Origin of the sequence: Kibdelosporangium persicum (genome assembly GCF_013280595.1) — a bacterium.
In the GTDB taxonomy this organism is placed as follows: Bacteria; Actinomycetota; Actinomycetes; order Mycobacteriales; family Pseudonocardiaceae; genus Kibdelosporangium; species Kibdelosporangium persicum.
Genome location: NZ_JAAATY010000003.1, coordinates 64,178 through 90,722 on the forward strand (window position 1 = coordinate 64,178; position 26,545 = coordinate 90,722).

Annotated in this window: 19 protein-coding genes; 4 read left to right on the forward strand and 15 right to left on the reverse strand. The window is 69.3% G+C overall.

Going from position 1 to position 26,545, the window contains the following annotated elements:
- Nucleotides 1-6 precede the first annotated feature (6 nt).
- From icmF to GC106_RS07135, 8 genes are all read right to left on the reverse strand, one after another.
- Nucleotides 7-3,255 (reverse strand): fused isobutyryl-CoA mutase/GTPase IcmF, encoded by a 3,249-nt coding sequence (gene icmF, locus GC106_RS07100; RefSeq protein WP_173125735.1) that lies wholly within the window; start codon nucleotides 3,253-3,255, stop codon nucleotides 7-9.
- Between the two features lie 80 nt (nucleotides 3,256-3,335).
- On the reverse strand, nucleotides 3,336-3,956 hold the full coding sequence (locus GC106_RS07105) for a phosphatase PAP2 family protein (RefSeq protein WP_312872503.1): 621 nt from the start codon (nucleotides 3,954-3,956) through the stop codon (nucleotides 3,336-3,338).
- A 51-nt stretch (nucleotides 3,957-4,007) separates the two neighbouring features.
- Entirely contained in the window at nucleotides 4,008-4,496 is a 489-nt protein-coding gene (locus GC106_RS07110; protein WP_312872504.1) for a DUF1062 domain-containing protein, read from the reverse strand.
- Nucleotides 4,497-4,733: 237 nt separating this feature from the next.
- Nucleotides 4,734-5,528 carry an SWIM zinc finger family protein gene (locus GC106_RS07115; RefSeq protein ID WP_173125739.1) on the reverse strand — a complete coding sequence of 265 codons (795 nt, stop codon included), beginning with the start codon at nucleotides 5,526-5,528 and terminating at the stop codon, nucleotides 4,734-4,736.
- A complete protein-coding gene (locus GC106_RS07120; RefSeq protein ID WP_173125741.1) occupies nucleotides 5,528-8,473 on the reverse strand; it encodes a DEAD/DEAH box helicase in 2,946 nt (981 codons plus the stop codon). The genes GC106_RS07115 and GC106_RS07120 overlap by 1 nt, the downstream gene beginning before the upstream one ends.
- Nucleotides 8,474-8,564: 91 nt before the next feature.
- Complete coding sequence (locus GC106_RS07125) at nucleotides 8,565-9,149, reverse strand: DUF1707 SHOCT-like domain-containing protein (RefSeq protein ID WP_173125743.1); 585 nt, start codon at nucleotides 9,147-9,149, stop codon at nucleotides 8,565-8,567.
- A gap of 19 nt (nucleotides 9,150-9,168) precedes the next feature.
- Entirely contained in the window at nucleotides 9,169-10,047 is an 879-nt protein-coding gene (locus GC106_RS07130; RefSeq protein ID WP_173125745.1) for an SDR family oxidoreductase, read from the reverse strand.
- 30 nt (nucleotides 10,048-10,077) lie between these two features.
- Nucleotides 10,078-10,806, reverse strand: a complete 729-nt coding sequence (locus GC106_RS07135; RefSeq protein WP_173125747.1) for an SDR family oxidoreductase — start codon at nucleotides 10,804-10,806, stop codon at nucleotides 10,078-10,080.
- 148 nt (nucleotides 10,807-10,954) lie between these two features.
- On the opposite strand from GC106_RS07135, the gene GC106_RS07140 reads away from it, so the two are divergent.
- Nucleotides 10,955-11,644 carry a TetR/AcrR family transcriptional regulator gene (locus tag GC106_RS07140; RefSeq protein WP_173125749.1) on the forward strand — a complete coding sequence of 230 codons (690 nt, stop codon included), beginning with the start codon at nucleotides 10,955-10,957 and terminating at the stop codon, nucleotides 11,642-11,644.
- Between the two features lie 114 nt (nucleotides 11,645-11,758).
- On the opposite strand, the gene GC106_RS07145 is transcribed toward GC106_RS07140, so the two are convergent.
- Nucleotides 11,759-14,512 carry an AfsR/SARP family transcriptional regulator gene (locus GC106_RS07145; RefSeq protein ID WP_173125751.1) on the reverse strand — a complete coding sequence of 918 codons (2,754 nt, stop codon included), beginning with the start codon at nucleotides 14,510-14,512 and terminating at the stop codon, nucleotides 11,759-11,761.
- A 128-nt stretch (nucleotides 14,513-14,640) separates the two neighbouring features.
- On the opposite strand from GC106_RS07145, the gene GC106_RS07150 reads away from it, so the two are divergent.
- A complete protein-coding gene (locus GC106_RS07150; RefSeq protein ID WP_173125754.1) occupies nucleotides 14,641-15,678 on the forward strand; it encodes a LacI family DNA-binding transcriptional regulator in 1,038 nt (345 codons plus the stop codon).
- A gap of 58 nt (nucleotides 15,679-15,736) precedes the next feature.
- Here the strand turns inward: GC106_RS07150 and GC106_RS07155 are convergent, their stop codons facing one another.
- From GC106_RS07155 to GC106_RS07165, 3 genes are all read right to left on the reverse strand, one after another.
- Nucleotides 15,737-17,986 (reverse strand): FtsX-like permease family protein, encoded by a 2,250-nt coding sequence (locus GC106_RS07155; protein ID WP_173125756.1) that lies wholly within the window; start codon nucleotides 17,984-17,986, stop codon nucleotides 15,737-15,739.
- Nucleotides 17,983-18,660, reverse strand: a complete 678-nt coding sequence (locus tag GC106_RS07160) for an ABC transporter ATP-binding protein (protein ID WP_312872507.1) — start codon at nucleotides 18,658-18,660, stop codon at nucleotides 17,983-17,985. Before GC106_RS07160 ends, GC106_RS07155 begins: the two co-directional genes overlap by 4 nt.
- 173 nt (nucleotides 18,661-18,833) lie before the next feature.
- The gene (locus GC106_RS07165) at nucleotides 18,834-19,577 is read right to left on the reverse strand and encodes a carbonic anhydrase family protein (RefSeq protein WP_173125758.1); all 744 of its coding nucleotides are present in this window, start codon (nucleotides 19,575-19,577) and stop codon (nucleotides 18,834-18,836) included.
- A 204-nt stretch (nucleotides 19,578-19,781) separates the two neighbouring features.
- Here GC106_RS07165 and GC106_RS07170 point away from each other — a divergent pair, with 204 nt between their 5' ends.
- A complete protein-coding gene (locus GC106_RS07170) occupies nucleotides 19,782-20,522 on the forward strand; it encodes an ABC transporter permease (RefSeq protein WP_376777717.1) in 741 nt (246 codons plus the stop codon).
- A gap of 2 nt (nucleotides 20,523-20,524) precedes the next feature.
- Here GC106_RS07170 and GC106_RS07175 read toward each other — a convergent pair whose 3' ends face one another.
- Complete coding sequence (locus GC106_RS07175; protein WP_173125760.1) at nucleotides 20,525-20,914, reverse strand: CesT family type III secretion system chaperone; 390 nt, start codon at nucleotides 20,912-20,914, stop codon at nucleotides 20,525-20,527.
- A 96-nt stretch (nucleotides 20,915-21,010) separates the two neighbouring features.
- Here GC106_RS07175 and GC106_RS07180 point away from each other — a divergent pair, with 96 nt between their 5' ends.
- Complete coding sequence (locus tag GC106_RS07180; RefSeq protein ID WP_173125761.1) at nucleotides 21,011-22,381, forward strand: alpha/beta hydrolase; 1,371 nt, start codon at nucleotides 21,011-21,013, stop codon at nucleotides 22,379-22,381.
- A gap of 42 nt (nucleotides 22,382-22,423) precedes the next feature.
- Here GC106_RS07180 and GC106_RS07185 read toward each other — a convergent pair whose 3' ends face one another.
- Nucleotides 22,424-23,878: a coproporphyrinogen-III oxidase family protein gene (locus tag GC106_RS07185; RefSeq protein ID WP_173125762.1), complete on the reverse strand. Its 1,455-nt coding sequence runs from the start codon at nucleotides 23,876-23,878 to the stop codon at nucleotides 22,424-22,426.
- A complete protein-coding gene (locus GC106_RS07190; protein WP_173125763.1) occupies nucleotides 23,878-26,445 on the reverse strand; it encodes a glycosyltransferase in 2,568 nt (855 codons plus the stop codon). Before GC106_RS07190 ends, GC106_RS07185 begins: the two co-directional genes overlap by 1 nt.
- Between the last annotated feature and the right edge of the window lie 100 nt (nucleotides 26,446-26,545).

Genomic DNA, 26,545 nt, shown 5'->3' on the forward strand with positions numbered 1-26,545 from the left:
CATGGCTCACACATTACGGCGGTACTGACCGCCCACTTCGAAGAACGCCTCGGTGATCTGGCCGAGCGTGCAGACCCGCGCCGCGGACATCAGTTCGGCGAACACGTTCCCGCCCGACGTCGCCGCCGCACGCAGCCGGCGCAACGCCTCCTGGGCCTCGTCGCGATGCTTGGCCTGGAACGCCCTGGTCCGCTCGACCTGCGAGCGCTTCTCCTCCTCGGTCGCCCGAGCCAGCTCGATCTCGATCGGCTCCGCCGAGCCGTCGTCCGGCAGGAAGGTGTTCACGCCGATCAGCGGCAGCGACCCGTCGTGCTTGCGGGTCTCGTAGAGCATCGACTCGTCCTGGATGCGCCCACGCTGGTAGCCCGTCTCCATCGCACCGAGCACACCGCCACGGTCGGACAGCCGGTCGAACTCGGCCAGCACGGCCTCTTCGACCAGGTCGGTCAGCTCGTCGATGACGAACGAGCCCTGCAACGGGTTCTCGTTCTTCGACAGGCCCCACTCCTTGTTGATGATCAGCTGGATCGCCATCGCCCGGCGCACCGACGCCTCCGTCGGCGTGGTGATGGCCTCGTCGTAGGCGTTGGTGTGCAAGGAGTTGCAGTTGTCGTACAACGCGCACAGCGCCTGCAGCGTGGTGCGGATGTCGTTGAAGCTCATCTCCTGCGCGTGCAGCGAACGGCCCGAGGTCTGCACGTGGTACTTGAACTTCTGCGACCGCTCGTTGGCGCCGTACCGCTCGCGCATCGCGATCGCCCAGATCCGCCGGGCGACCCGGCCGATCACGCTGTACTCGGCGTCCATCCCGTTGGAGAAGAAGAACGACAGGTTCGGCGCGAAGTCGTCGATGTGCATGCCGCGGGCCAGATACGACTCCACGTACGTGAAGCCGTTGGCGAGGGTGAACGCCAGCTGGCTGATCGGGTTCGCCCCGGCCTCGGCGATGTGGTAGCCGGAGATCGACACCGAGTAGAAGTTGCGGACCTTGTTCTGGATGAACCACTCCTGGACGTCGGCCATCATCCGCAGCGAGAACTCGGTGGAGAAGATGCAGGTGTTCTGGCCCTGGTCCTCCTTGAGGATGTCGGCCTGCACCGTGCCGCGCACGTTCGCCAACGCCCACGCGACCAGCTCCTCGCGCTCCCCGGCGCCGGGCTCCCGGCCGTGCTCGGCGCGGAACTTGTCGATCCGCTGGTCGATCGCGGTGTTCAGGAAGTACGCCAGGATCGTGGGCGCCGGGCCGTTGATCGTCATCGACACCGACGTGGCCGGCGCGGTCAGGTCGAACCCGTCGTAGAGCGCCTTCATGTCGTCCAGCGACGCGATCGACACACCGGACGTGCCGATCTTGCCGTAGACGTCCGGCGGGGTGTCCGGGTCGCGGCCGTACAACGTGACCGAGTCGAACGCGGTCGACAGGCGCGTCGCCTCCGAACCCTGCGACAGGTACTTGAAGCGGCGGTTGGTGCGGAACGCGTCGCCCTCACCGGCGAACATCCGCGCCGGGTCCTCGCCCTCCCGCTTGAACGGGAACACGCCCGCGGTGAACGGGAACCTGCCGGGCAGGTTCTCCTTGCGCAGGAACCGCAGGACCTCGCCGTCGTCGTCGAACGACGGCAACGCCACACGCCGGATCTTGCTGCCGGACAACGTCTCCCGGACCAGGGGCGTGTGCAGTTCCTTGTCCCTGATCCGCACCACGAGCTCGTCGCCGGTGTAGTCCTCCTTGGTCTTCGACCACTCCGCCAGCAGCTCGCCGGATTCCCGGTCGACCTTCCCGGCCGCGCCCGCGACCAGTTCGCCGACGTCCTTGGTGGCCAGACCGGCCCCGGCGAGCGCTTCCCGGGTGGCCTCGAAGTGCTTCAGCTCGCGGACCGCGGCGACCTGCTGCTCGGTCCGGGCGTGGTAGGCGCGGATCGTCTCGGCGATGTCCGACAGATAACGCGCCTTGGACGCCGGGATGACGGTCGCCGCGGACGTGGACGTCTTGTGGTCCACGACCGGCAACGTGCCCTCGCTGACCGAAAGGCCCCGCGCCACCAGCTGGTCGCGCAGGTACTGGTACAGCGCGGTGACACCGTCGTCGTTGAACGTGGCGGCGCTGGTGCCGAAGACCGGCATGTCCTCCCAGGACTGGCCGAACGCCTCCCGGTTGCGCACCATCTGCCTGCCGACGTCGCGGCGGGCGTCCTCGGCGCCGCGGCGCTCGAACTTGTTGATCGCCACCGCGTCGGCGAAGTCCAGCATGTCGATCTTCTCCAGCTGCGACGCGGCGCCGAACTCCGGCGTCATCACGTACAGCGAGACGTCGACGAACGGCACGATCGCCGCGTCACCCTGGCCGATACCGGGCGTCTCCACGATGATCAGGTCGTAGCCCGCGGCCTTGCACGCGGTGATCACGTCGGCGAGCCCGTCCGGGACCTCCGCACCGGCCCGGCGCGTTGCCAGCGACCGGAAGTACACGGTGTCGTCGGCAGAACCGTCGACCGTGTTGATTCCGACGCTGTTCATCCGGATGCGGTCGCCCAGCAGCGCCCCACCGCCCCGGCGGCGGGTCGGGTCGATGGCCAGCACCGCGATGCGGACCTTGTCCTGCTGGTCCTGCCGGAACCTGCGGACCAGTTCGTCGGTCAGCGACGACTTGCCGGAGCCGCCCGTGCCGGTGATGCCCAGGACGGGCACCTGACGGCTGGTGCTGAGCAGGTCCTTGTCGAAGACACCGGCCTCGATCTGGGTGATCGCCCGCGCCAGCACGTCCTGCCGGCCGGTGAACAGCCCGTCCCACGACTCAGGCGCCCGCTCGGCGAGCGGGTGGTCACAGGCCTCGACCATCGAGTTGATCATCCGGGCGAGGCCCATCCGCTGCCCGTCGGCGGGCGAGAAGATGCGCGCCACGCCCCGCGAGTGCAGCAGCTCGATCTCGGCGGGCACGATCACGCCGCCCCCGCCGCCGAAGACCTTGATGTGCCCGGCGCCGCGCTCGTTCAGCAGCTCGACCAGGTACGAGAAGTACTCGACGTGCCCGCCCTGGTAGGCGCTGATCGCCACGCCCTGGACGTCTTCCTGGATGGCCGCCGCGACGACCTCCCGCACCGAGCGGTTGTGCCCGAGGTGGATCACCTCGGCACCCTGGGACTGCAGGATCCGCCGCATGATGTTGATCGCGGCGTCGTGGCCGTCGAACAAGCTGGCCGCCGTGACGAACCGGACCGGGTTCACCGGCCGGTGCAGAGGCGCCTGAGTGGTCATGGGAATAGTTTGACGTCCAACCTTCTGACAGACAACCCGATGTGGCCCGGGTCTCCGGTAAACCGGCCTCTACCTGCTGATCAGCGCAACAGAAGGAACACCACGCCGCCCACGACGGGACCGAGCAGTGCACCGACGACGACCTGGGCGGCGGTGTGGTCGCGCACCTTGACCCGTGCCCACGCGACCAGCGCGACCAACGGCGCGAGCAGCGCCATCACCCAGCCGTAGATCAGGACGACCGTCGCGACGGCGCCGCCCGCGACCGTGGCGTGCAGCGACACCTTCCACCATTTGGTGATGATCACGCACACGATCAGCACGGTCACCATCGACCACGCCAGCGCCACCACATCGGCCGGCGCGTCCCAGACCAGCAGGATCGCCAGCCCGGCGAGGGCGGACAGCAGGCACATCGTCAACGGCACGAACCGGCGTTCCCGCTCCCGCACCCAGTGGCCGTCCCACTTGCCCCGCCGGGCGCCCAGGATGATGAACGCCATCGGCAGCACGCTGAAGAACACCGCCACGACCAGCGACCACAGGATTGTCGCGAGAACCCGGTGCCCGGTGGCGTTCCACGCCACCGCGAACGGCAACAGGACGACGATCGTCGCGGGCGAGAGCACTTCGGTGACGATCCTGGCGAGCCGCAGGCCCGTGCCCGGGGCTACGGGGGCGTCGTCCTTCTCGGTGACCACGCGGCAATCCTGGCAGGACGCCGGCGGCGCGAGCCGGACAGACCCCGGGAATCAGCGCTTGAGCGTGAACGTGAAGTCGCCGGAGAGCCTGCCGCCCAGCCGGACCGCCGAAACGAGTTTGCCGTCCCTGACCAGTCTTTCGACCTCGGCCCGCGGCAGGCCGCACCCGTCGGCGATCAGCCGGACCGGCCGGACGGGAATCCGTGCCGCGAAGCGGACCGAAACGTCGATCACCTCGCGGTCCAGGTGATCCGATCCGCCGGTGTCGAGGCGCCAGGCGTCGTCCCAGTCGAGCGCGATGCGGTTACGGCGCCGCACGACCGGATCCTGGAGCAGCTCGGCCGCCAGGCCAGGATCGTTGCCGTGCAGGCGGTCCAGCAGCTCAGGCCGGACCGACCGCACGTTCACCCGCTCCAGGACCGTGAACTTCGCCGTGTCCCCGCAGCCGGTGCAGAGCCCGAGCAGCCAGGCGTCGATGAGCTTGTGGTTCGCGTTGACGCGGAATTTGCCGCCGGCCCGGAAACGCCCGGACGCGCACACGTGGCAACGGCGAACAACGAGAGGCAGGCAGGTGGGTACGACCACCCAGATGGAGAGCACAGAAGTACACCGTTTCTGTGAGAAGTCCGCAGCAGGAAGAAGCGCGGCGCGAAATGCGCGACGCGCGACGAATCAGCGCTCGGGAGGTCTCACAGGGTGTACAACGGCACGTCCTTGCCTAGGTTCGGCAGCAAGGTAATGGCGCGCGGCGGCGCTGTTCCAGTGGTTTTCGCCAAGTCACCGGGTGAAGCGGTGGTACAGCGGCGTCAACACGTCGATCAGCGGCTTGCCGTGCACCGTGACCGCGGGCGCGTCCACCCGGAGCAGAACCAGGCCGGCGTCCTGCGGTTCCGGTTCGGGCGGCAGCGGGCCCGCGGCGAAGAAGTTCTCGACGTCGAGGGCGGCCCGCGGTGGTGCCGGGGTTTCCCCGGCGCGGTTGCCGCGCAGTTCGCGCAGCAGTTCGGCCTTGGACCGGCCGCGCCACTCGAAGATCAGGAACGGGTCGTCGTCGAACCGTTCGGCGAGCAGGAAACACACCGCCGCGACGTGTTTGCACGGCACCGCCCAGTCCGGGCAGCTGCAGTGCATCGGCAGGTCCCGGGCGGCCGCCGGGAACAGCGGCACGTCCACCTCGGCGAAGACCTCTTCGATCTCCGGCGGCATCTCACCGGCCAGCAGTTTCGCCGCGAACAGCGCCTTGCTCGCGAGTTTGCCGGTGACCAGGTCCCACTGCTCCGCGGTCAGCGGCTTGGAGATCAGCTTCACCGCGTACGGCTGCGGGCGTGACCCCTGCACCTTCGCGATCACCTTGCCCGGGGAGATGTCCAGCGACATCACCTGCCCGGAGCGCGCGTAGTTCTTGCCCCGGCTCATCCGCCCGCCGAGTTGCAGGTCCTCGAGCACGGTGATGAAGCGCTGTGACCACCAGCTGGTCGCGATCCTGCCGCGCGCCCGGCGGGCCTTGATGCCGTTCTCGACCTTGATCGGCCCGGATGACGGGTAGTCCTGCCACCAGTTGTCGTCGCGCGCCATCACGCCGCCTCCCCCACCGCGTCGGGAGTCAGCTCGAACATCTCCCGCAACGCGTCGGTGGACAGCTCGGTCAGCCAGTCCTCGCCGGTGCCGACGACCATCTCCGCCAGGGCCTTCTTCTGTCTGATCATCGCGTCGATGCGGTCCTCGACCGTTCCCGCGCAGACGAACTTGCGGACCTGCACGTTGCGGCGCTGGCCGATGCGGAACGCCCGGTCGGTCGCCTGGTCCTCCACCGCCGGGTTCCACCACCGGTCGACGTGCACGACATGGCTCGCCGCGGTGAGATTCAGTCCCACGCCGCCGGCCTTGAGCGACAGCACGAAGATCGGCGGTCCGGCGTCGGACTGGAACCGTTCGACCATCGCATCGCGCTGGGACTTGGTCACGCCGCCGTGCAGGAACAGCACCGGCTGCTCGAACCTGGCCGTCAGGTGCGCCCGCAGCATCTCACCGAACTCGGCGAACTGCGTGAAGCACAGCACCTTGTCCCCTTCGGACAGTGCCTCGTCGAGGATCTCCTCCAGCCTGGCCACTTTGCCCGACCGGCCGGGTATCCGGGACCCGTCCTTGAGCAGGTGCGCCGGGTGGTTGCAGACCTGTTTGAGCCGGGACAACGTGGACAGCACGAGCCCGCGGCGTTCCATGCCCTCGCTGTTCTCGATGCGCTGCATCATGTCGCTGACCACGGCCTGGTACAGCGATCCCTGCTCGGCGGTCAGCTGGCAGACCTCGGTCATCTCGATCTTGTCGGGCAGGTCCGAGATGATCTGTTTGTCGGTCTTGACCCGGCGCAGGATGAACGGCTGGGTCCGGCGCCGCAGCGCCGCCGTGACGGTGGGGTTCTTGTCCCGCTCGATCGGCACGGCGAACTTGCTGCGGAAGGTGCTCGCCGGGCCGAGCAGTCCCGGGTTGGCGAACTCCATCACCGACCACAGCTCGGCCAGCCGGTTCTCCACGGGCGTGCCGGTCAGCGCGACCCGGTGCGCGGCGGGCAGGGCACGCACGGCCCTGGCCTGTTTCGACGCGGAGTTCTTGATGTTCTGGGCTTCGTCGAGCACGACCCGGTGCCAGCCGAGCGCGGCCAGCTCCTCGTTCTGCCGGGAGACCACGCCGTAGGTGGTGATCACCAGGTCCGATTCGGCGACCTTCGCGGCCAGGTCGTCACCGGAGACCCGGCCGCTGCCGTGGTGGACGTACACCCGCAGGTCAGGGGTGAACCGCGCGGCTTCCCGTTGCCAGTTGCCGACCACGGACATCGGGCACACCAACAGGTTCGGCCCGGTGCCCTCGGCGGCGATCAACGCGAGCAGCTGGACGGTCTTGCCCAGGCCCATGTCGTCGGCCAGGCAGCCGCCGAGCCCGAGCCGGGACAGGAAACTCAGCCACGCCAGGCCGCGTTGCTGGTACGGCCGCAGCGTCGCGGTGAAACTGTCCGGTGTGGACACCGGGGCGAGCCGGTCCTCGATGGTCCCGGCCAGCACGTCACCGAGCCAGCCGTCGGCGGCCACGTCGGTGACCGGGACGTCCACGCCCTGCTCGGCCAGCGCGGAATCCGCCTGCAGCAGGTCACGGGCGGTCATCTCGCCTTCGCCCGCCCGTTCGAGGAACGTCAGCGCGCGCCGCAGCCGGGCGTTGTCCAGCTCGACCCATTTGCCGCGCAGCCGGACCAGCGGCGCCTTCGCCCTGGCCAGCTCGGCGATCTCGTCCTCGGTGAGCTCGTTCTCGCCGACCGCCAGTTTCCACTGGTAGTTCAGGATCTCGTCGAGCCCCATGCCGCCGCTGACCACCGCGCTCTGGCCCTTGGCGGACGAACTCGCCTTGAGTTTCAGCCCGAGCTCCGGGGCGCGCTGCAACGCCGACGGCAGCTGGACGCCGAACCCGGCCAGCGTCAACGCGTTCGCCGACTGACGCAGAAACCGGTACGCCCCTTGCGGATCGGTCTTCAGCTCGGCGGGCGCACTGACCCGCAGCGCCGCGTCCAGCTCCGGATAGACCCTGCTGGCCCGGCCGAGCCCGGCGAGCAGGACCTCCTCGGGGTGCTGGGCGTGCCGGGCCAGCAGCTTGGCCGCCCCCGTGCCCCGCCAGACCTCCGCGGCGCTCGCGGTCAGACTCGGATCGGCGGTGGCCTGCAGGAAGAACTCGACGCGCCAGTCGTCGTCGTCCTCGTCGGGCAGGGCCAGCCGGAAACACGTCCGCAGCGGACCGGCCGGCGGCGCCGCGGAACGGTGCCACGCGCGCAGAGTCTCGCCGAGATCACCCAGATCGCCGTCGACCCGGCCGTCCGGCGTGGTCAACGCCCGCAGCCACCGCTCAGCGGGAGTCTTTCCCGGCGGGCTTTCCGCAAGGCGGTCGCGCACCGTCGCGTCGGTCAACGCGGTCAGCACCACCGGGACGAGATCGCCGGGCAGAACCGCGTTCTCGGCGCGGACCGCCGACGGCATCGCTTGGTGCAGCGCCCGGGTGTGGTCGGCGTCGGCACCGATCAGCTGGGGAATCCAGCGCGCGTGCCCGTCGACCAGGCCCGGCAGGACCTGACCACGGTCGGCCAGTGATCGGGCGAAGCGGGCCACCGAGGCCATCCACCGCCACGACCCGCTCGGCGTCTCCGGCGGTTCCTCGCCCAGCACCCGCATGGCTTCGGCGGGGGTCAACGCCAGGGCGTTCACGGTCCACGGGGCGAGTTTCAGCTTCTTCGGCCTGCCGGCCGTGGCACGGACCAACTCCGGCGCCGCGACCGGGCCCGTGCCCGACGACGGCAGCAGAAGCGTGAACGAGAACTCGTCGCCGGTGCCGAAGACCTTGCGCAGTGTCTCGGCTGACGCGCCGAAAGGATGCTTCTTCGGCCTGGCCCCCGGCCGGACGTCGGCGGCGGGCACCGTGGCGTCCTCGGCCCATACGCACACCCCGCCGGTCGACGACCAGGCAGCGTGGACAACAAGCATGCCGGAAACGATATAGGCACCCAGCTCAGCCCTCGTGAGTGGTTATCAGGGTTAGAACACGGCTAAACACTCACGAGGGGTTGGGGCCGGGTCAGCGGCCCCAGGGGTGCTTGACCTTGAAGTTGCCCATCCCGACCTTGGCGTGCACGTGCAGGACCGGCATGGCCGGGTCGGCGGGGTCGGTCGCCTTGTTCACCGCGTTGCCCATGCCGGTGGACACCGACTCCATCCGGACCAGCCATCCGCGCGGCACGATCACCACGATGTTGCCCGACCCGCAGGTCGCGTGCAGGGTGACGTTCTTGTGCGCACACCGTGCCCGGGTGAAGTCGATGTGGATGGTGCCCATCGTGCACTGCGCGGTGATGGTGCCCGGCACCGTCCACTCGCCCTTCTGCTTCACCGTGCCCGCGCCGGTCCTGAGCAGCAACGGCTCTTCCCTGACGGGCGCGACGTCGGCGTGCACGAGGCCGGGCAGGTCGATCAGCAGGCTGTTCAGCTCGCCCCGGGTGCTCGACGCCAACGCGCGGTCGGTGCGTTTGGTGAACTCGTCCAGCGAGAGCATGCCCTGCCCGACCGCCTTCTGCAGCAGGCCCAGGACGTGCTCACGGTCGGCGTCGGACACCCGGAGGTTCTTCGGGTCGAACGGCTGCGGCTCAAGCTGATTCTCACCCACGCGCTCACCGTATCGCCAACTACTGGACAACAGTGAGCAGCTCCGGGTAACCGATACGGCGGTAGAACTGCTGCCGCACCGCGTCGCCGACCGCGTTGACCAGCTCCGCGCCGTCCTCGGCCGGGTCGATGTGCACGCGGAACGGCCGCTGTCCCCTGGGCAGGCCGACCACTCGCACGATCGCACGTGCCACCTCGGCGGGGTCGGCGTCGGGCGGCAACAGGTCCGCCAGCCGCCGTGCGACTTCCTCCGAGAAACCGGCGTACTTCTCGTCGTACGCGGCCACGACCGCCGGATCGTCCGCGTGCCCCGCGTTGGCGAAGTGGTTGGTGCCCCGGGTGAAGGCGCCGGGCACGATGATGGTCGACTCGATGCCGAACCGCGTCAGCTCGGTCGCGTAGCTCACCGCCAGTGCGTCCATGGCCGCCTTCGCGGCGAAGTACGGGGCGAGGAACGGCGGCGTGCCACCGCGTGTGCTGGACGAGCCGACCCACACCACCAGACCGTCGCCCTGCTTGCGCAGCTGGGGCAACGCGGCCCGGTTGAGCCGTTGCGTCGACAGCACATTCGTGTCGTAGACGCTGGCGTACTGCTCGGGTGTGAAGGCTTCGGCCGCGCCGAGCACCATGTGCCCGGCGTTGTGCACGACGACATCCAGCCGTCCTTCTTCGGCGAGCACCGTGGCGACGGCCGCGTCGACCGAGCGCTGGTCGGACATTTCCATCTGGACGGGACGCAGGTTGTCGCTGTACGCCCTGGCCTGCGCCGCCGGGACGGCGTTGCGGCCCGCGATGTCCCGCATTCCGGCGTAGACGGTGTGGCCCGCGTCGACGAGCGCACGGGCCGTCAGGGCACCGAATCCGCTCGAGGCACCGGAGATGATGACGATCTTCGACATTGTTCTTTCCTCACAAGGTGATGGGACGGGTCAGGCGGCCACGCCGCCGTTGGTGTAGATGACCTGGCCGTTGATCCAGCGGGCCGGGCCGGCGAGGAACGACACGACCTCGGCGACGTCCGAGGGCAGGCCGAGACGCTCCAGCGGGGCGGCCTTCGACGCGGCGTCGATGACCTCCTGCGGCTTGCCTTCGAAGTACAGCGGGGTGGCGGTCGGCCCAGGGGCGACGGCGTTGACCGTGACGTCGCGGCCGCGCATCTCCTTGGCGAGGGTCAGCGTCATCCCGTCGACGGCGCCTTTGCTGGCCGCGTACGCGGTGTAGCCCGGGACGGCCAGTTTGGTGACCGTGGTGGAGAAGTTGATGATGGCGCCGCCCTGGCGCACCCGGCGGGCCGCCTGCTGGGACACCACGAACGTGCCGCGGATGTTGGTGCGGTGCATCCGGTCGAGGTCCTCGAGCTTCAGCTCGGTCAACGGCGACAGCAGCATGATGCCCGCGGTGTTCACCACGACGTCCACTCCGCCGTACAGCCGCTCCACCTCGTCGAACAGCGCGGCGATCTGGGTCTCGTCGGCGACGTCCGCCTGGAACGCGCTGGCCGTTCCGCCCGCCTCGGTGATCTTCTCGACGGTCTCGTCGGCCCGGCCCTTGTTGCCCGAGTAGTGCACCAGCACGGTCATCCCGTCCGTGGCCAGCCGCTGCGCGACCTCACGGCCGATTCCGCCGGAAGCACCGGTGACGATCGCAACCCGAGTCATTGTTCTCCCTCTCTTGTTAGCGTTGTTCCGCTCGTTCGATAGCAACGCTACGCCGGTGTTCGTAGCAGCGCTACCCCAAATTCGATATCAACGCTATGACGTGGGTAACATCGCTACCCGAGCCGCGTATCACTGATAACATCGGGGCATGGACGATCTCAGGACACGCATGCTGGAGGCGGCGTCCGAACTGCTGGACTCCTCGCCGGACCGGGACATCTCCACCCGGGCGGTCTGCGAGGCGGTCGGTGTCGGGGCGCCCGTGCTCTACCGGTTGTTCGGTGACAAGAACGGGCTGCTCAGCGCGGTCGTCGACCACGGGTTCGAGAAGTACCTGACGGTCAAGCGGGTGACCCGGCCGTCGGAGGACCCGGTCGCCGACGTGGCAGCGGGCTGGGACAACCATGTCGCCTTCGCGCAGCAGCACCCCACGGTGTACCGGATGATGTACTCCCCTGCCCTCAGCGCGGTGCCGAAGGCCGCGCACGAGGCGTTCGAGCTGCTCCGCGGCCTGCTGGAGCGATGTGCCGAGGCCGGGCGGCTGCGCGTCCCGGTGGACGCCGCCGCACAGACGATCATGTCCGCGAGCGTCGGCGTCGCGTTGAGCGTGGTCACGCAGCCGGATGTGTACACCGACGAAGGACTGCCGGCGCGGGTCCGGGACGCGGTGTTCTCGTCGGTCTTCGTGGACAAGCCGGCCGAGCCGGAGCCGCCGGCGAGCCTCGCGACCACGTCGCTGCAGCTCAAGGCGATACTGGCGGCCGATCCGGGCACCGAGCTGGTCGAACCCGAGGTGCACCTGCTCCAGCACTGGCTGGACCGGCTGGCGAAGGCCTGACGCGTGAAAGGGCGTGGGCCGGCGACACCTCCAGCAAGCCGCCGGACCACGCGACAGCTGCGGCAATGAGGGTAGGGACCGGCCGTACAGCGGTGCGTACAGCGAGTTTGACGGTCACTGGACGCTGCCGGCCAGTAACTCCTCGAGTACGGGATCACGGCGGATGCTCGGCGCGGCGAACAGTTCGTAGGCCCGACGCCGTTCCACTCCGGCGGCCCAGGCCTCGCCCAACGCGGTCCGTGCGCGAGCCACCTGCCTGGCCGAGGCGGCCTGACCGTAGTCGTGCTCGATCCGAGCAGTCAGTTCCTTGGCTCGCAACGCGTCATGCAGCGCCGCACGGACTTTGCCCTCCCGCAGCCAGATCTCCGAGCGGCACAGCAACGCTTCCCACTCGTCGTCCCGGTTGCCCATCTCATGGCAGCAGGTCACGGCCTCGTCCAGGGTCCGCAACGCGTCCGTTCGCTGATCCATCAGGCAGTACGCGCGGCCCAGCGCGACCAGCGTGATGCTCTCACCCATCCGGTCGTCGTACCGCCTGCGCATGGCGAGGCACTCGTGCAGGCTGTCCACGGCCTCCGTGTGCTTGCCCATCCGCAGCAGGACCTCACCGAGGTTGTGCTGGGCGATGAGCACCTTGGCCGAGCCCTCCGCCGACAGCAGCCGGATGCTTTCGGTGAAGTGGTCCAGCGCCAGGCGCAGGTCCTGCGTCCACATGCACAGCCAGCCCAGGTTGTGCAGGGCGAGTCCTTCGCCTTCCCGGTCACCCAGGTCGCGCCAGATCCGCAGGGCACGGGTCAGGCCCGCCCGCGCGGACTCGACCCGCCCGGCCCGGTACTCGATCGTGCTGTGGATCGCGAGCGTCGCCGCCTCGCCGCGCCGGTCGTCGTCACGCCGCGCCACGCCGAGCGCCAGTTCGGCCAGCGTCGCCAGCTCACGCCAGTGGCTGCGTTTCGACGCGTACGCGCGGACCGCGGTGACGACGTCGATGGTGAACCGGGCGATCCCGGGCTCACGCTCCGCGGCCTGGGCCGCGACCGCCACGAGGCACGGCATCTCCGCGTCGAACTCTTCCACCTCGGCACGCCCGCACATCGTCACATACCAGTCCAGCGCACGCTGCAAGGCGCACGTGCGCTCGGCCGCCGGGTCGACCTCGGCGGCGAGTTCGGCCGCGTAGAGCCGGAGCAGGTCGTGGGTCCGGAACCGGCCGCCCGCGACCGGGTCGAGCAGGCGGACCTCCACCAGCCGGTCCAGCGCCCGTTCCGCGCGCAGGTCGTCCACCTCGAGCAGGACGGCGACCAGCTCGACCCCGACCTCCGGCACACCGAGCACACCCAGCAGCCGGAAAGCCTTGGCCGCCATGGCATCCGCGCCGAGCGACTCGTAACCGACGGCGAAACACGCGCGCACGCCCAGATCCGCGACACGCAACTCGTCCAGCCGACGCCGCCGGTCGGCCAGCCGCGCGCCGAACCGCGCGAGCGACCAGTCCGGCCGGCTCGCCAGCCGAGCACCCGCGATGCGCAGCGCCAGCGGATGCCCGCCGCACCACCGGGTGATCTCCGCCGCCGCGGTGTCCTCGGCCGCGACCCGGTCGTCCCCGGCGATCTTTCCCAGCAACCGCACGGAATCCGCACCGTCGAGCACGTCGACCCGGATGTGCCTGGCGTCCACAGTGGTCAATGCGATCCGGCTGGTGATCAGCACCGCGCAGTCCCGGTTGGCCGGCAGCACCGGTGCCACCTGGCCCGCGTCCGCCGCGTTGTCCAGGACCACGAGGACCTTCCGGGACGCCAGCAGCGACTGGTACCGGGCCGCCGCCTCACCGGGCTCGACCGTCAGCTCACCGGCGGGCACACCGAGTGCCCGCAGGAACCGGCCGATCACCTCCGGCGGGTCCAGCGGCCGCAGACCAGGGCTCGATCCCTGCAGGTCCACGTACAACTGGCCGTCCGGGTACCGGCCTGCGACGGTGTGCGCGACCTTCAACGCGAGCGTGGACTTGCCCACGCCGCCGGGCCCGTGGAACGCCACCACGCCCCCGGCCGAGGCGGCGGCGAGCTCCTGCTGCCTGCCGACGAACACCGCGGGCTCCGGCGGCAACTGCCGGGGCACCACCGCCGGTCCGGCCCGGACGGGCGACAACGCCGGGTCCCGCCGCAGCACCTGGTCGTGCAGGCGGCTCAGCTCCGGGCCGGGGTCGATGCCCAGCTCGTCGACGAGCGTCCGGCGGGCCGACCGGTACGCCTCCAGCGCGCCCGGCACGTCCCCGGAGCGGTACAGCGCCAGGACCAACTGGCTGTGCAGCTTCTCCCGCAACGGGTGCTGCCGGATCCAGCCCCGTAATCGGGCCGTGACGTCCGCGTGCCTGCCGGTGGCCAGCTCGACCTCGACGTAGTCCTCGACCGTGGCCAGGTACCGCTCGGTCATCCGCGCGGCGAACTCGCTCAGCCGCGGGCCGAGCGGCACGTCCTCGGCGACCGGGCCGCGCCACAGCCGCAACGCCTCGTCGAAGGCCTCGCCCGCGGCCGGCAGATCGGACCGGGCCAGCGCCTGCCTGCCGGCCTCGGCGAGTTCCTCGAACCGGGGGACGTCGAAATCGTCCGGATCGACGTCCAGCCGATAACCCGAACGAAGGGTGACGAGCTGGTCCTCGTCGGTGAGCAACCGGCGCAGCCGCATCACGTAACCGCGCAGGTTCGGGGCGGCCGAACGCGGCGGACGGTCACCCCACACCTCGGCGACCAGCGCGCTCGCCGGGACCGTCCGGCCGGCGTTGACCAGCAGCATCGCCAGCACGGTGCGTTGTTTGTCCGCGGCGATCGGGCTGGTGCGGATCTCCAGTGGCCCCAGCAGCCGGAACCTCATGGCACTCGCTGAACCGGAATTCGCCGCATTCGCGCAGTGTGTCGACGGTCCGGTGGTCCGGTCAAGTTCGCGGTGCGGAACACTCCACGACGGTAACGCCCGAGTCCGTTCGTTGTAGAAATACTGATATGAGCAAGCCGGCTGCCCGCACCCCGACCCTCGAGGACGTCGCCCGGGTCGCCGGCGTGTCCCGGGCGACGGTGTCCCGGGTGATCAACGGCATCCGCAACGTGGACGTGGAGATCCAGCAGGCCGTCCGCGAGGCGATCCAGGCGACCGGGTACGCGCCCAACCAGGCGGCGCGGTCGTTGGTCACGCGGCGTGCCGGCACGATCGCCCTGGTCATGGCGGGCGCACCGGGGCAGGGCGACGAGTTCGCCACGCAGATCTTCGCCGACCCGTTCTTCGGCCGGGTGGCCGGTGGCGTGGTGGGCTTCCTGCGCAACCACGGCGTCCACCCGGTGCTGATGCTCGGCGAGACGGACAAGGCCCGCGCCGAGGTGGTGGACTTCCTCAAACGCGGAAACGCCGACGGCGCACTGCTGGTCTCGACGCATCCCGAGGACCCGCTGCCCCGGTCGCTGACCGAGGCCGGGCTCGCGGCGGTGCTGTTCGCCCGGCCCGCTCGTCCCGTGCCGATCAGTTACGTCGACCTGGCCCACCAGGCGGGCGCGGCGCTGGCCGCCGACCACCTCGTCGCCCGCGGCCGCACGAGGGTCGTCACCATCTGCGGGCCGCTCGACGTGCCCGCGGCGCAGGACCGGCTGGCCGGTTTCCGGGAGGCCATGGCCCGGCACGGATATCCGTACATCCCGATCGCGGAGGGCAACTTCACCCAGCAGAGCGGGGAGGCGGCGATGTCGCGGCTGCTGGCCGAACACCCGGACCTGGACGGTGTGTTCGCCGCCAACGACCTGATGGCGCACGGCGCTTTGCTGGTGCTGCAGAAGAACGGACGCCGTGTGCCGGAGGACGTCGCGCTGGTCGGCTTCGACAACAGCCCGCCCGCGCTGGCGTCGCGGCCCCGGCTGACCACGGTCGTGCAGCCGATCGAGGAGATGGCCGCCGAGATGGCCAGAATCCTGCTGGAACGGATCGAGTCGCCCGGCCAGGCACCCCGCTCGGTGATCTTCGACCCGACCCTGGTGATCCGCGAATCGGCGTGAGAACGCCGGAGGAAGCCCCGATACCCCCTCCGGCGTTCTCCCCTGGGGATGGCCGCTGCTATTCGTCCGAATAGTCCCTTGCCGACACCCGGCGGAGCACGGGTCCGCAAGCGGCGGCGGCCATCAGAGCCACGACGAGCCCGAGCACGGCGGGCGTGACGATCCACGGGTTGAGGTCCAGCTCGCCCTTGATCAGGGTGAGCAGTCCCGAACCGACCAGCACCCCGGCGACACCGGCGCCGAGCGTGGCGACGAGTGCCGGAAGCATGGCCTCCCGGCGCAAGGCCCTGGTCAGCACGTTGACCGGGGTACCGGCGGCGATCAGCGCACCGAACGTCCGGCGCCGGTCCACGACCGAGCCCGCCGCGGCGACACCCGCGCTCACCCCGCCGAGCACGGTGGCGATGCTCAACCCGATCAGCGTGGCCCGCTGGAGGTCACCGGCGAGCGTGTCGGCCCGGCCGTCATAGCGTTCGTTGCTGTACAAGGAAACGCCTGGCATGTTCCGGACGAGCATGGTGTGCACGATGTCCTGGTTGGCAGGCGTCGTCGCCACGGCGACCGTGCCCAGCCCGCCCTGCAGAGCGGACCCGAAGACGGCGGGGTCGATCAGGACCCCGTGCCAGCCGGCCGGGTTGTACTCCCGGACGGGCACGCCCTGCGGCAGCGACAGCGGCTCCGAGACCTTGCCCGTGTACGGCATGAACTCCAGCTTGCCCGGATCGAGAACCATGCCCTGGGGCACGTAGATCGCCGGGCCGGGATGGCACGCGTCGAACCGCGCGCCCAGCACCTTGCCCGCGTCGGCGCACCCGAGCACCGTGCCGGACATGGTGCCCCGGGCACCGGGCACCTGGAGAGCACCCTCCTGGATCTCCACGACGGGCGCGTCGACCTTGCGGGACGCCAGGTCTGCCTTCAGGTCGTCGATCTGCTCGCTGGTGTACCCGGAGCCCTGTGCGACGTACACACCGTCGCGCCATTCCCCTGTGCTGTAGCCGATCCGCTCCTCGATACTCGGAAACATGGCCAGCGCCATGGAACCCGCGAACACGGCGAGCACGACACCCGCGGACGCCCGGAAGGCCGCCTTCGGGTCGTCCATCAGCCTGCGGCCGGCCAGCAGCGTGGCGGGCGAGCGCCAGCGGGCCGTGAACATCTTGCCCAGCAAGGACGTCACGAGCGGCCCGACGAACACCAGCGACACCGCGACCGCGGACAGTCCGATCAGGACGAACGTCATCCCGCCGTCCCTGCTGGTCTGCGCGACGCTGATCGCGACGACGAAGGCCACGGCGGCACCGACGAGCCACAGCAGGCGGGCGGCGTTGGGCTGACGCTTGGTCTGCTGCTGCGCGGCACCCAACGGCCGGTTCACCGCACGCCGCAGGCCGAGCACGGCCGCACCGACCACCAGCAGCGGGGCCACCACGAGGACAAACCCGATCAGCAGGCCGGACGGTGTCCAGTCCGACGGGAACCAGTCGCCGCCGTCCCACGGGATCAGCGCGGTCAGTTCCCGCATCGGGAACGTCAACGCCACCCCCAGCACGGCGCCGACGATCGAAGCGATCGCGGTCTCCGCGGCGGTCATGGCGATGACCTGCTGCGGCGTCGCCCCGGCCAGCCGCAACGCGGCCAGACGGCGTTCACGGCGAGCCGCGGTCAGCCGGGCCGCCGACGCGACCAGCACGAGGCAAGGCGCGATCAGCACGACGATGCCGATCTGGCTGAGGAACACCAGGAGCTTGTTCACCGAACCCGGTGAACCGGTTCCGGTCAGGCCGTCGCGCGGCATCGCGTTGGGCATCTCACTGGGATCGTGCCCGACGATCGCGACCAGTTCGTCGGGGAACATCAGCGCCTCGGGCCCGATCCGCCCGACCACCGTGCCCTTGAACCGATCGGCCAGCTGGTCGGCCGGTTTGGTCCCGGCCAAGTCGGCCAGCGCGGGCGACAGCAGGACCTCGCCGGGCCCCGGCAGTCCCGGAATGCCCGCCGCGACCGGCACGTCCGGCTTCAGGCCGGCGACGTCGAACCGCTGGATCTCCCGCTGCCCGACGTTGTCCCGGGTTTTCGCGACCAGGACGGCGGCGTCGGCCGACTGCTGGTCGAACCGCTCCTGGCTGGAGAACGTCGGGTTGCGCCAGCTCTCCCGGTCCGCCCTGGACTGCAGGGCTCCCGGAACCGTGGCCAGCCACAGCACCAGTGTCACCCCGACCGCGACACCGATGGCTGTGAAGAGGGCTGACATCCGGCTCCGGGAATCGCCCCGCAGCACCCGCCATGCGAGCTGCAGCGGATTCATGCCGCCGCCCGCACCGCGACACGGCCGTCGCGCATCTCGATGACCCGTTGCGCCCGATTCGCAACGGAGACATCGTGCGTGACGATGACAACGGCCGCGTTGGTCTCCTGTGCGACGGTCAGCAACGCGCTGATCGTCTCCTCACCGGTCTTGGTGTCCAGCGCCCCGGTCGGCTCGTCCGCGAAGATCACCTGCGGCCGGTGCGCCAGCGCGCGGGCGATCGCCATCCGCTGCAACTGTCCGCCCGAGACCTCACCGGGCCTGCGGGTGGCCAGGCCGCCGAGGCCCAGGCGCACCAGCCACTCCCGCGCCGCGGCGATGCCCTTGTCGCGGGGCGTGCCGGCCAGCAGCATCGGCAGGGCGACGTTCTCCTCGGCGGTGAGCTCGGCGACGAGCATGCCGGACTGGAACACGAACCCGAAGGCCGAACGGCGGAGCTTGCTGCGCTCGGTCTCCGACATCCGGGTGATCGGCTGACGGCCGAGGAACACCTCACCGCCGTCGGCGGGCAGAATCCCGGCGAGCACGTGCAGCAGGGTCGACTTGCCCGACCCGGACGGGCCGACGATCGCGACCACCTCACCCGCCCCGATGGTGATGTCCACCCCCGCGAGCGCGATCACGTCACCGTAGCGTTTGACCACGCCACGTCCGGCCAGAATCGGCTCTGTCACCGTTTCTCCTCCTCGGTCGCTGCGAACGGGAAGGAGAATGCCGGGGCCGAATGGGTCGCCGCTTCGGCCTGGGAGCCGGGGAAACGGATCGGCGCATCGGCCAGATGGCTGATGCGCCGGTCGGTCAGTCGGTCAGATCACTGTGCACGTCACTGTGCGCGCGGGATGTCGCCTCAGATGTGCGGGCGGCCCACGGTGACGGTGCGTCCGTTCAGCGGCTGGGTCGCGCGAGCGTTTCCGCTGGTGAACAACTGCTGGAAACGGGTGATCGTGGCCTGGGTGACGGTCTTCTCCCGCATCAGGAACCATTTCACGTTCTCACTGAACGGGTACGTCGTCAGCGAGCCGTTGTAGCGGGCCGTCGTACGGTCGTGCGGCAGCAGGGTGTTCAGGTCGATCTCGCCGACGTGCACGTTCGCACCGCACTCCGGCGCGAGGTCGGCGAGCACCTTGTCCACTGTGGAGGCCGGGCCGACCGTCAGCGGGATGCCGATGACCAGCAGTTCCTGGGCCGCGTTGCGGTGCACCAGGTGCATCTCCAGCGGGGTGGACTGGCCGTGGAACCGGTGCTCGGACGGCGTGTGGAAGTGGAACTGGACCAGGTCGTACCGCACGCCGGACAGGGTCACGTGCCCGGCGCCCGGCTCGACCTCCGCCTCCTCGGTCTCCTCGTGGTCGCGCGTGGTGCAGCCGGTCGGGCTGTCCTGGTCCTTGCGGATGTAGGTCAGCTCGATGTCGGAGTGGCCGTAGGAGACGTTCAGCGGCGGCAGGTGCGGGTCGTACCGGAGCGATTCCAGGGTGACGTCGATCGGGCTCTGCTGCGGCAGCTTCGACTCGGCAGGCCCGGCGAAAGCGACAACAGCGACCGAAAGGGCTAATGGTACGACAATTGCGGTGGCTTTTCTCATTCTTGCCATATGCGCGATCCTGCAGATGGCAAAAGATTGCCTACAACCTACGAAGGTCGGTTTTCGGACATTTATTCGATCACATCACCGGCCATTTTCCGCCATGCGACATGCGCCACCGTACGTCCGTTTTTCTTGTACGCGAATACGAACAATCCGCCCATTCGGGCAGACGCGGGACCATCTGACGAAGCCCCATAAGCTGACCTCGTGATCCACATCGGCCCGTTGCTCGCCGTCGTACTGACGCTGTTCGCCGCCGCGACGGCGGTGCTGGTCTGGCTGGGACGTCTCGGTGCGTGGCATTCGGTCCTGACGGCCGCGGTCCGCGCGGCCGTCCAGCTCGCGGCGGTGTCCCTGTTGATCACGGCCGTCCTGCACTCGGGGTGGCTGACCGCCGGGTTCGTGCTGATGATGTTCACGGTCGCCAGCGTCACCTCGGCCCGGCGCTTCGGCGACTGGCCGGACGCGGTCTGGACGGCCGCCGCCATCGCCGCCGGGGTCTCGCCGCCGTTGGCCGTCCTGATCCTGTCCGGTCTGGTCCCGGCGCACCCGGTGGCGATCGTGCCGATCGCGGGCATCCTCATCGGCGGCGCGATGACCGGGACGACACTAGCCGGCCGCCGTGCGCTCGACGAGCTGAAAACCCGCCGAGGCGAGTACGAGGCAGCACTGGCGCTGGGCCTCATGCCCCGGGACGCGGCACTGCTGATCCTGCGCCCGACAGCCGGGCAAGCGCTCGTTCCCGCGCTGGATCAGACCAGGACCGTCGGCCTGGTGACACTGCCCGGCGCGTTCGTCGGCGTCCTGCTCGGTGGCGCGTCGCCGCTCCAGGCCGGGGCGACCCAGTTGGTGGTGCTGATCAGCCTGCTGCTCGTCGAGGCGGTCGGCGTGCTCGTCATCGTCGAGCTGATCGCGGCCGAGCGGGTCCGGCGGCCGGACGGCTCGGCTTGACGCTAGAAGTGGTCCGTGCCGGCCAGTTCGCGCTCGAAGCTGTCGGCATGCGCGACCACCAGCTTGAGCGGGCGTTCGAACTCCTCACGCACGCTCAGGTCCTCGACCGGCACGGTGTGCTTGAGCAGCGCGACGCCGTCGACCACCGCGACCCCGCCGACGGTCGCGCTGCCGGCCAGTTCGAGGAGCCTGCGCAGGTCGACCTGGTCGGCCCAGCCGACCGGGGAGGAGATCTCGAGCCACTCGCCGTCGTCGTCGGGCACGTGGTGCACCGAGACCTGCTGGCTGCGCGAGCCGTCGGTGTCCATCCGGAACCGCAGCCAGGTGTCGCTCTCCTCCAGCACCTCGTACCGGGTTCGAACGTAGTTGATCACTTCGGTCCAACTGCTCACGCGGGTGAGCATCTCACGTCGGTGGGGGTGGCACTACCGAGACGTGTCAGGCCGGCCGGATGGTTCACGACCGGCTGAACCACGACGCTTTCCGGCATGAGACGACTCTTATGCGTCACTGCGCTCACGACTGTGCTCACGGGGTGCCTGTCGGCGTCCCCCGCGATGGCCGAGACGGGCCAGACAGGCCCCGGCTGGACCGCGTGCCCGGCCGACCCGCGTCAGGAATGCGCCACGATCCAGGTGCCGATGGACTACCAAGACCCGGCGAAAGGCCACGTCTCGCTGGCGATCTCCAGAATCCGGACGGCGAAACCGGAAACCCGCCGGGGAGTGCTGCTGCTGATCCCCGGCGGGCCCGGGAACTCCGGTCTGTCCCGGCCGCTCACCCACGGCATGCGCCTGCCCCGTGAAGTGCTCGACCGGTACGACCTCGTCGGCTTCGACCCACGAGGCGTCGGTGCGAGCACACCCATCACCTGCGGGCTGAGCAGCGACGACGCCCATCTGCGCAACTTCCACCCGTGGCCCGGTCCCGGTGGTGACATCACGGCGAACGTCGCGCGTGCTCGCCGGGTCGCCGAGGCATGTACGCGTGTGGAATTGGCGCGGCACATCACGACCCGCAACGAAGCCAGGGACATCGACCAGATCCGTCAGGCCCTGGGCGAGCGGAAGCTGTCGTACTGGGGCGTCTCGTACGGCACGTACGTCGGCGCCGTGTACACGACCATGTTCCCGTCCCGTACGGACCGCGCTGTGCTCGACAGCAGTGATGACCCCGATCCACGCCGGGTGGCGCGGGGTTGGCTGAACAACTTCGCCGTCGGTGTCGAGGACCGCTTCCCTGACTTCGCCGCCTGGGCCACTGCCCGTGAGAGCACATATGGCCTTGGTGACGTCCGTGCGACCTACCTCGCCCTCACGGAGACACACCCCGATCTACGGGCGTACATGTTCCAAGGGCTGTACTCCGACTCGACCTTCCCACTGCTCGCCGAGTACATGCGGGCCCTGCGGGCGGGCGACCCGTTGCCGACGATCCCGCTGCCGCCGCCGGACCAGCACCAGAACGCGGTCGCCGTCCTGACCGCCACCGGCTGCAACGATGTCGCCTGGCCCCGTTCGGCCGGCCACTACGCACGGGCCGTGGCCCGGGACCGCCTGACGTACCCGTTGACCGCTGGCATGCCGCAGAACATCACCGCGTGTGCGTTCTGGCCCTACCGTCAGGCCGAACCCGCCACACGGATCGCTCCGTCGTCGAAGGTCCTGATGATCCAGAACCGTCGGGACCCGGCGACGCCGTACTCCGCGGGCCTGAAGATGCGCGACGCTCTGCGTGCACCTCTGGTGTCCGTCGACGCCGGCGGCCATGGTGCTTATTTCGCGAACGGCAACGCCTGCGGGAATGACGCCGTCACAGCGTTCCTCGTGCACGGCACCCGCGCCGACCGGGACTGCTAGGCCCTCGTGAGTGTTTGTCAGGGTTAGAACCCTGACAACCACTCACGAGGGGTGAGCTGCGGAAACGTCGAAGTCGGCGTTGATGACGGCTTCCACCAGGACCTCTCCCGCAGGCGTCAACCGAAGCCCGTCCGCATCCGTCAGCAGCAGACCGCGCGCGACCAGGGACTCGAAAGTGGCCCGCCAGGCGCCATCCACCAGAGACCGCCCGAACCGCTCGCGATGAACGGACTCCCGGACGGGCTGGAGCGTCGACAACGCCATCTTGATCGCCCGCTCCTCCTGGGCCTCGGGCGAGAACCGCGTCGCGGAACCCAGCGGAACCCGCCCGGCGTCCACCGCCTCGGCGTACCGCTGCCAGTGCACGTCGGTGATCGCCTCGGACCGGCGGCAGCTGGAACTGCCGCCCAGCCCGATGGCCACCTCGGCCTCCTGGCGGTGCTGATCCACCATGATGGACTTCCACTCCTCGGGCCCCTGGCCGTCCCGGGCGAAGTACATCGTCGGATGCTCGGTATAGCCCGCGGAACGCAGACCCTCGGTGAGGATCTCGCGCATCTGGTACTGCTCCCCCAGCGTGGGCCACCGATGCCCGTCCCGCACCAGCTTGTCCCGATAGGAGGGAATCTGCCACGCCGCGGGCTGCACACCCGCCACGCCGGTCCGGGTGTCCGAGTAGGACTTGAGGTGCAGCTTCGTACAGACGACGGCCGTCAGCTCCAGGTCGAGCACCGTGTCGAGGTCGCGGCGGACGCTGTCGAGGGTCTGGTCGAGCAAGCCGTACATCAGGTCGATGCTGATCCACGGGAACCCGGCGCGTTGCGCTTCGCGCACGAAGGCCACGCACATCTCGGCGCTGTGTTCACGGCCGCACTCGGCCAGGACCTTGTCGTCGAAGGACTGGACCCCGCTGGAAAGCTTGGTGACGCCCAGCGACGCCAGCAGTTCCAGCTTCGGCGGGGTGAACGTGCTCGGGTCGCCCTCGAAGCGGATCGCCGTGTCCGGGCCGAACGCGAAGTTCTCCCGGTAGAAGTCCAGCAGCCTGCGGATCGCGTCGGGCGGCAGCAGCGAAGGCGTGCCCCCGAAAACGTTGAACTCGCCGATCGGCGCGGTCCGCAGGGCGGGCACTTCGCGCAGCCACGACCGGGCTTCCCTGATGTTCCAGTCCACCCACTGGTTCGCCTTGGCGTCGGCGTTCTCGCCCTTGGCCAGCACGACGGGATACTGGCAGAAGCGGCAGCGGTACGCGCAGGTCGGAATGTAGGACCACAGGTGGATCGGCGCGGTGTCTTCCAGTTGCGTGTTGAGGTCGGCCAGGAAGTCCGGCACCGCGTAGCCGACTTCGTTGCCGGGGAACACATGGGCGCCGAACGGGTCCTCGACGACGTACTCCAGCAGGTGCCGGTTCTCCGGTGCGGCAAGGACATCCGCCACCGCGGGCTTGGGGTGGGACGGGTCGAGCACGCGCAGGGACGCCAGCGCTGACGCGTAGTCCATCAGAACACGCCTCCGTTGCCGAAGTAGTTGTGTGCCTCGCCGGATTCCCTGTCCTCGCAGTAGTACTTGACGAACTCGACAAAGCGGTCCGGCGGCACGTCCTCGAAGCACGGCGGGAGTGGCGGCGGGTGGCCGATGTCCTGCCCCACGGTCGCCCGCAGCCGGGCGAAGATCTCGTCGGCGAACTCGAAGTAGAGCCGGTAGGACGGAGTCTTGTACGAGTGGATCGGCGTGAAGTCCGTCATCCGCATCTCGTCCTTGATCTCCGCGATCCGCCTGCCGAGCCGTTCGGCCAGTGCCGGGGTGAAGAACTCGATCACCGCGTCGTCGTCCAGCAAGGACGGCGTGAGCAGGACCGGGAGGATGGTGTTCTTCGGGGTGAAGTCCTTGATGGAGTACTCCCACGCCTGCTGTGCCTGCTCCTCGGTCAGGTCCTCGCTCACCGCTGTGGACTCCGGCCGGATGTCCCGCATCACGATGATGCCGTCCGAACCGTACGCACGGCCGGCGATCACCTCGTCGATCGCGTGGTCGACCCTGCGCGGGTTGATCTCCACCCGTGACCGGGGAACGTAGCCGATGTCCTCGCCGCTGCCCCGGACCTTGATGCCGAAGTCCCAGTCGTCGGACAGGTGGTTGACGAACCTCCCGTCCTGCAACTGGTAGAAGATCTCGATGCCGCCGACCCGGTCGTGCACGTCGCGGTCGACGGCGAACCCCTTGCCGTCCGGGAATCCGCCGAACAACGCGAACGTCACCGCCCGGCAGCGCAAGGTTCTGGTGATCGCGTCCCACAGCCGGGGCCGTCCGGCGAAGTGTTCGGCGGAGTAGTAGTAGTCGCACACCCCGATCGCCGCCTTGCCGGATTCCATGGCCACGAACAACTCGGACAACCAGTCCTGGTCGACGCGGCAGTCGGCGTCCGCGGACACGAGGTAGAAACGCTCCTCCGCGTTGACCCGGCCCCGGCTGCGCACGCTGGCGAACCGCATGCCGGTCCGGCGTGCGCACGACACGCCTTGCTCAGGCTCGGGAACGACGTGGATCGCCAGGTCGGGGTGGTCCGAGGCGAACTTCTCGGCGATGTCCACGGTGTCGTCGGTGGAGTTGTTGTCCACCAGGACGACTTCGTAGGTCGATCGGTCCATTCCGCGCTGGTGGTAGAGCGAATCGAGGACGGCGGGCAGGTTCGCGGCCTCGTTGTACACGGGCAGCACCACGCTGAGCCGGATCCGCTCGTCCATCGGCGTGAGCACCAACCGGTCCAGCAGGTCCCGTGCCGTGCTGAAATCACGCTCGCCCAGCCTGAAGTTGTGCTCCGCCATCGCCGCTCGCTTCTCCTCGTCGGTGAGCAGGTCCCGTACCCGCCGGACGAAACCAGGGTCAGGGATGTCCTCGGTGAGCAGCGGCGCACGGAAGCCCTTGCTGCCGTACACCGTGTCGTACAGCTCGTACCGGGTGGCCACGTAAGGCACACCGGAAGCGATGGCCTCCCCCACCGGGTTTCCATAACTCTCGTAGTCATACGATGTCAAGAACGACACCAAGTCCGCGTGGGCCAGCAGATCCCGCACCGAGTACCGGCAGCCTGTCGAGCGGCCGATGTCGTCCTCGTGCGGGGCGAGCCAGCCGCCGAACACGACCCGATCGGTGACGCCCAGCTCCTGCGCCAGTGCGGTGAGCCTGCGGTACTCCTCCGGCGACTCGCCGGTGTCACCCGCCACGAACAGGTACGCCTCCGGGATTCCGGCCAGCAGGTGCAGATCCCGGTCGATGCGCTTCTGCCTGATGATCCGCGTGCACCGGGCGATCAGCGGGGCGCCGGCCGGAATGCCGTGCTCACGGCGGAAATCGGCGTTACCGGAGTGGACGATCGCCTTGCGGTGCGTGAACGTGTTCGGCAGGACGTCGATCGTACGCAGGTGCGGCGCCCATTCCAGGGTCCTGCGGCGGGCCTGGTCGTGCAGCGCCAGGTAGTGGATGTGCGGGGAGTTCGGCGGTTTGGGGGTCGCCGGGTAGGGATACTCGCCGTACTTCCCCGAGCTCGGTTCACTTTGCCACATCAGGTCGTGGTCACGCCACAGGACGTACCGGCCCAGGCCGCGGCGGGCACCGTACTTGTCGATGGCGAGGTGCAAAGCCTTGGTGTACGTGATGTTCTCGGGCAGCGTTCCGTTCTCGACCAGCACATACGCCACGTCGTGCGCTTCCCAGGTGGCGACGATGAGCTCGCTCAGCGTGTGCGCGATCGCGTCGATCCTGGGCAGCAGATGTGTTCCCTCGCCGCGACCGACCACTTCGCGCAGCACGTCGGCGACGAACTGCCTGTCGTATCCGGCAATCCCCTCGATGCCCGCGATCCGGCCGAGCCGGACCCAGTCCGGCAGCAGCCGGGATTCGTGCTCGTACGGCCGGAAGAACGCGTCCTTGTCGGCCTTGATGTCGTAGCCGAGGTCCAGCACGACCCGCGTGCCCCGGTCGGCGAAGTGCCTCGCCGTCTTCACGAACTCCACAACGACACCGGAGATCGGCGTGGCGTCGAAGGAGATGCCCCAAAGCGCCGTCATTCTTCCGAAGTTAACGCCTGAACCTGTGGCGCGGGTGACGAGAACGACCATTTGCCGACGTGAGAAGTGGCAAGTTGTCGCCACCGGCACCTCATCGGCA

What these genes read in the sequence shown, in the direction of transcription:
- icmF (WP_173125735.1), bottom strand. Translation starts at nt 3,255, where the DNA reads ATGACCACTCAGGCGCCTCTGCACCGGCCGGTGAACCCGGTCCGGTTC.
- GC106_RS07115 (WP_173125739.1), bottom strand. Translation starts at nt 5,528, where the DNA reads ATGGCGCGCGACGACAACTGGTGGCAGGACTACCCGTCATCCGGGCCG.
- GC106_RS07120 (WP_173125741.1), bottom strand. Translation starts at nt 8,473, where the DNA reads ATGCTTGTTGTCCACGCTGCCTGGTCGTCGACCGGCGGGGTGTGCGTA.
- GC106_RS07130 (WP_173125745.1), bottom strand. Translation starts at nt 10,047, where the DNA reads ATGTCGAAGATCGTCATCATCTCCGGTGCCTCGAGCGGATTCGGTGCC.
- GC106_RS07135 (WP_173125747.1), bottom strand. Translation starts at nt 10,806, where the DNA reads ATGACTCGGGTTGCGATCGTCACCGGTGCTTCCGGCGGAATCGGCCGT.
- GC106_RS07140 (WP_173125749.1), top strand. Translation starts at nt 10,955, where the DNA reads ATGGACGATCTCAGGACACGCATGCTGGAGGCGGCGTCCGAACTGCTG.
- GC106_RS07145 (WP_173125751.1), bottom strand. Translation starts at nt 14,512, where the DNA reads ATGAGGTTCCGGCTGCTGGGGCCACTGGAGATCCGCACCAGCCCGATC.
- GC106_RS07150 (WP_173125754.1), top strand. Translation starts at nt 14,641, where the DNA reads ATGAGCAAGCCGGCTGCCCGCACCCCGACCCTCGAGGACGTCGCCCGG.
- GC106_RS07155 (WP_173125756.1), bottom strand. Translation starts at nt 17,986, where the DNA reads ATGAATCCGCTGCAGCTCGCATGGCGGGTGCTGCGGGGCGATTCCCGG.
- GC106_RS07165 (WP_173125758.1), bottom strand. Translation starts at nt 19,577, where the DNA reads ATGGCAAGAATGAGAAAAGCCACCGCAATTGTCGTACCATTAGCCCTT.
- GC106_RS07180 (WP_173125761.1), top strand. Translation starts at nt 21,011, where the DNA reads ATGAGACGACTCTTATGCGTCACTGCGCTCACGACTGTGCTCACGGGG.
- GC106_RS07185 (WP_173125762.1), bottom strand. Translation starts at nt 23,878, where the DNA reads ATGGACTACGCGTCAGCGCTGGCGTCCCTGCGCGTGCTCGACCCGTCC.
- GC106_RS07190 (WP_173125763.1), bottom strand. Translation starts at nt 26,445, where the DNA reads ATGACGGCGCTTTGGGGCATCTCCTTCGACGCCACGCCGATCTCCGGT.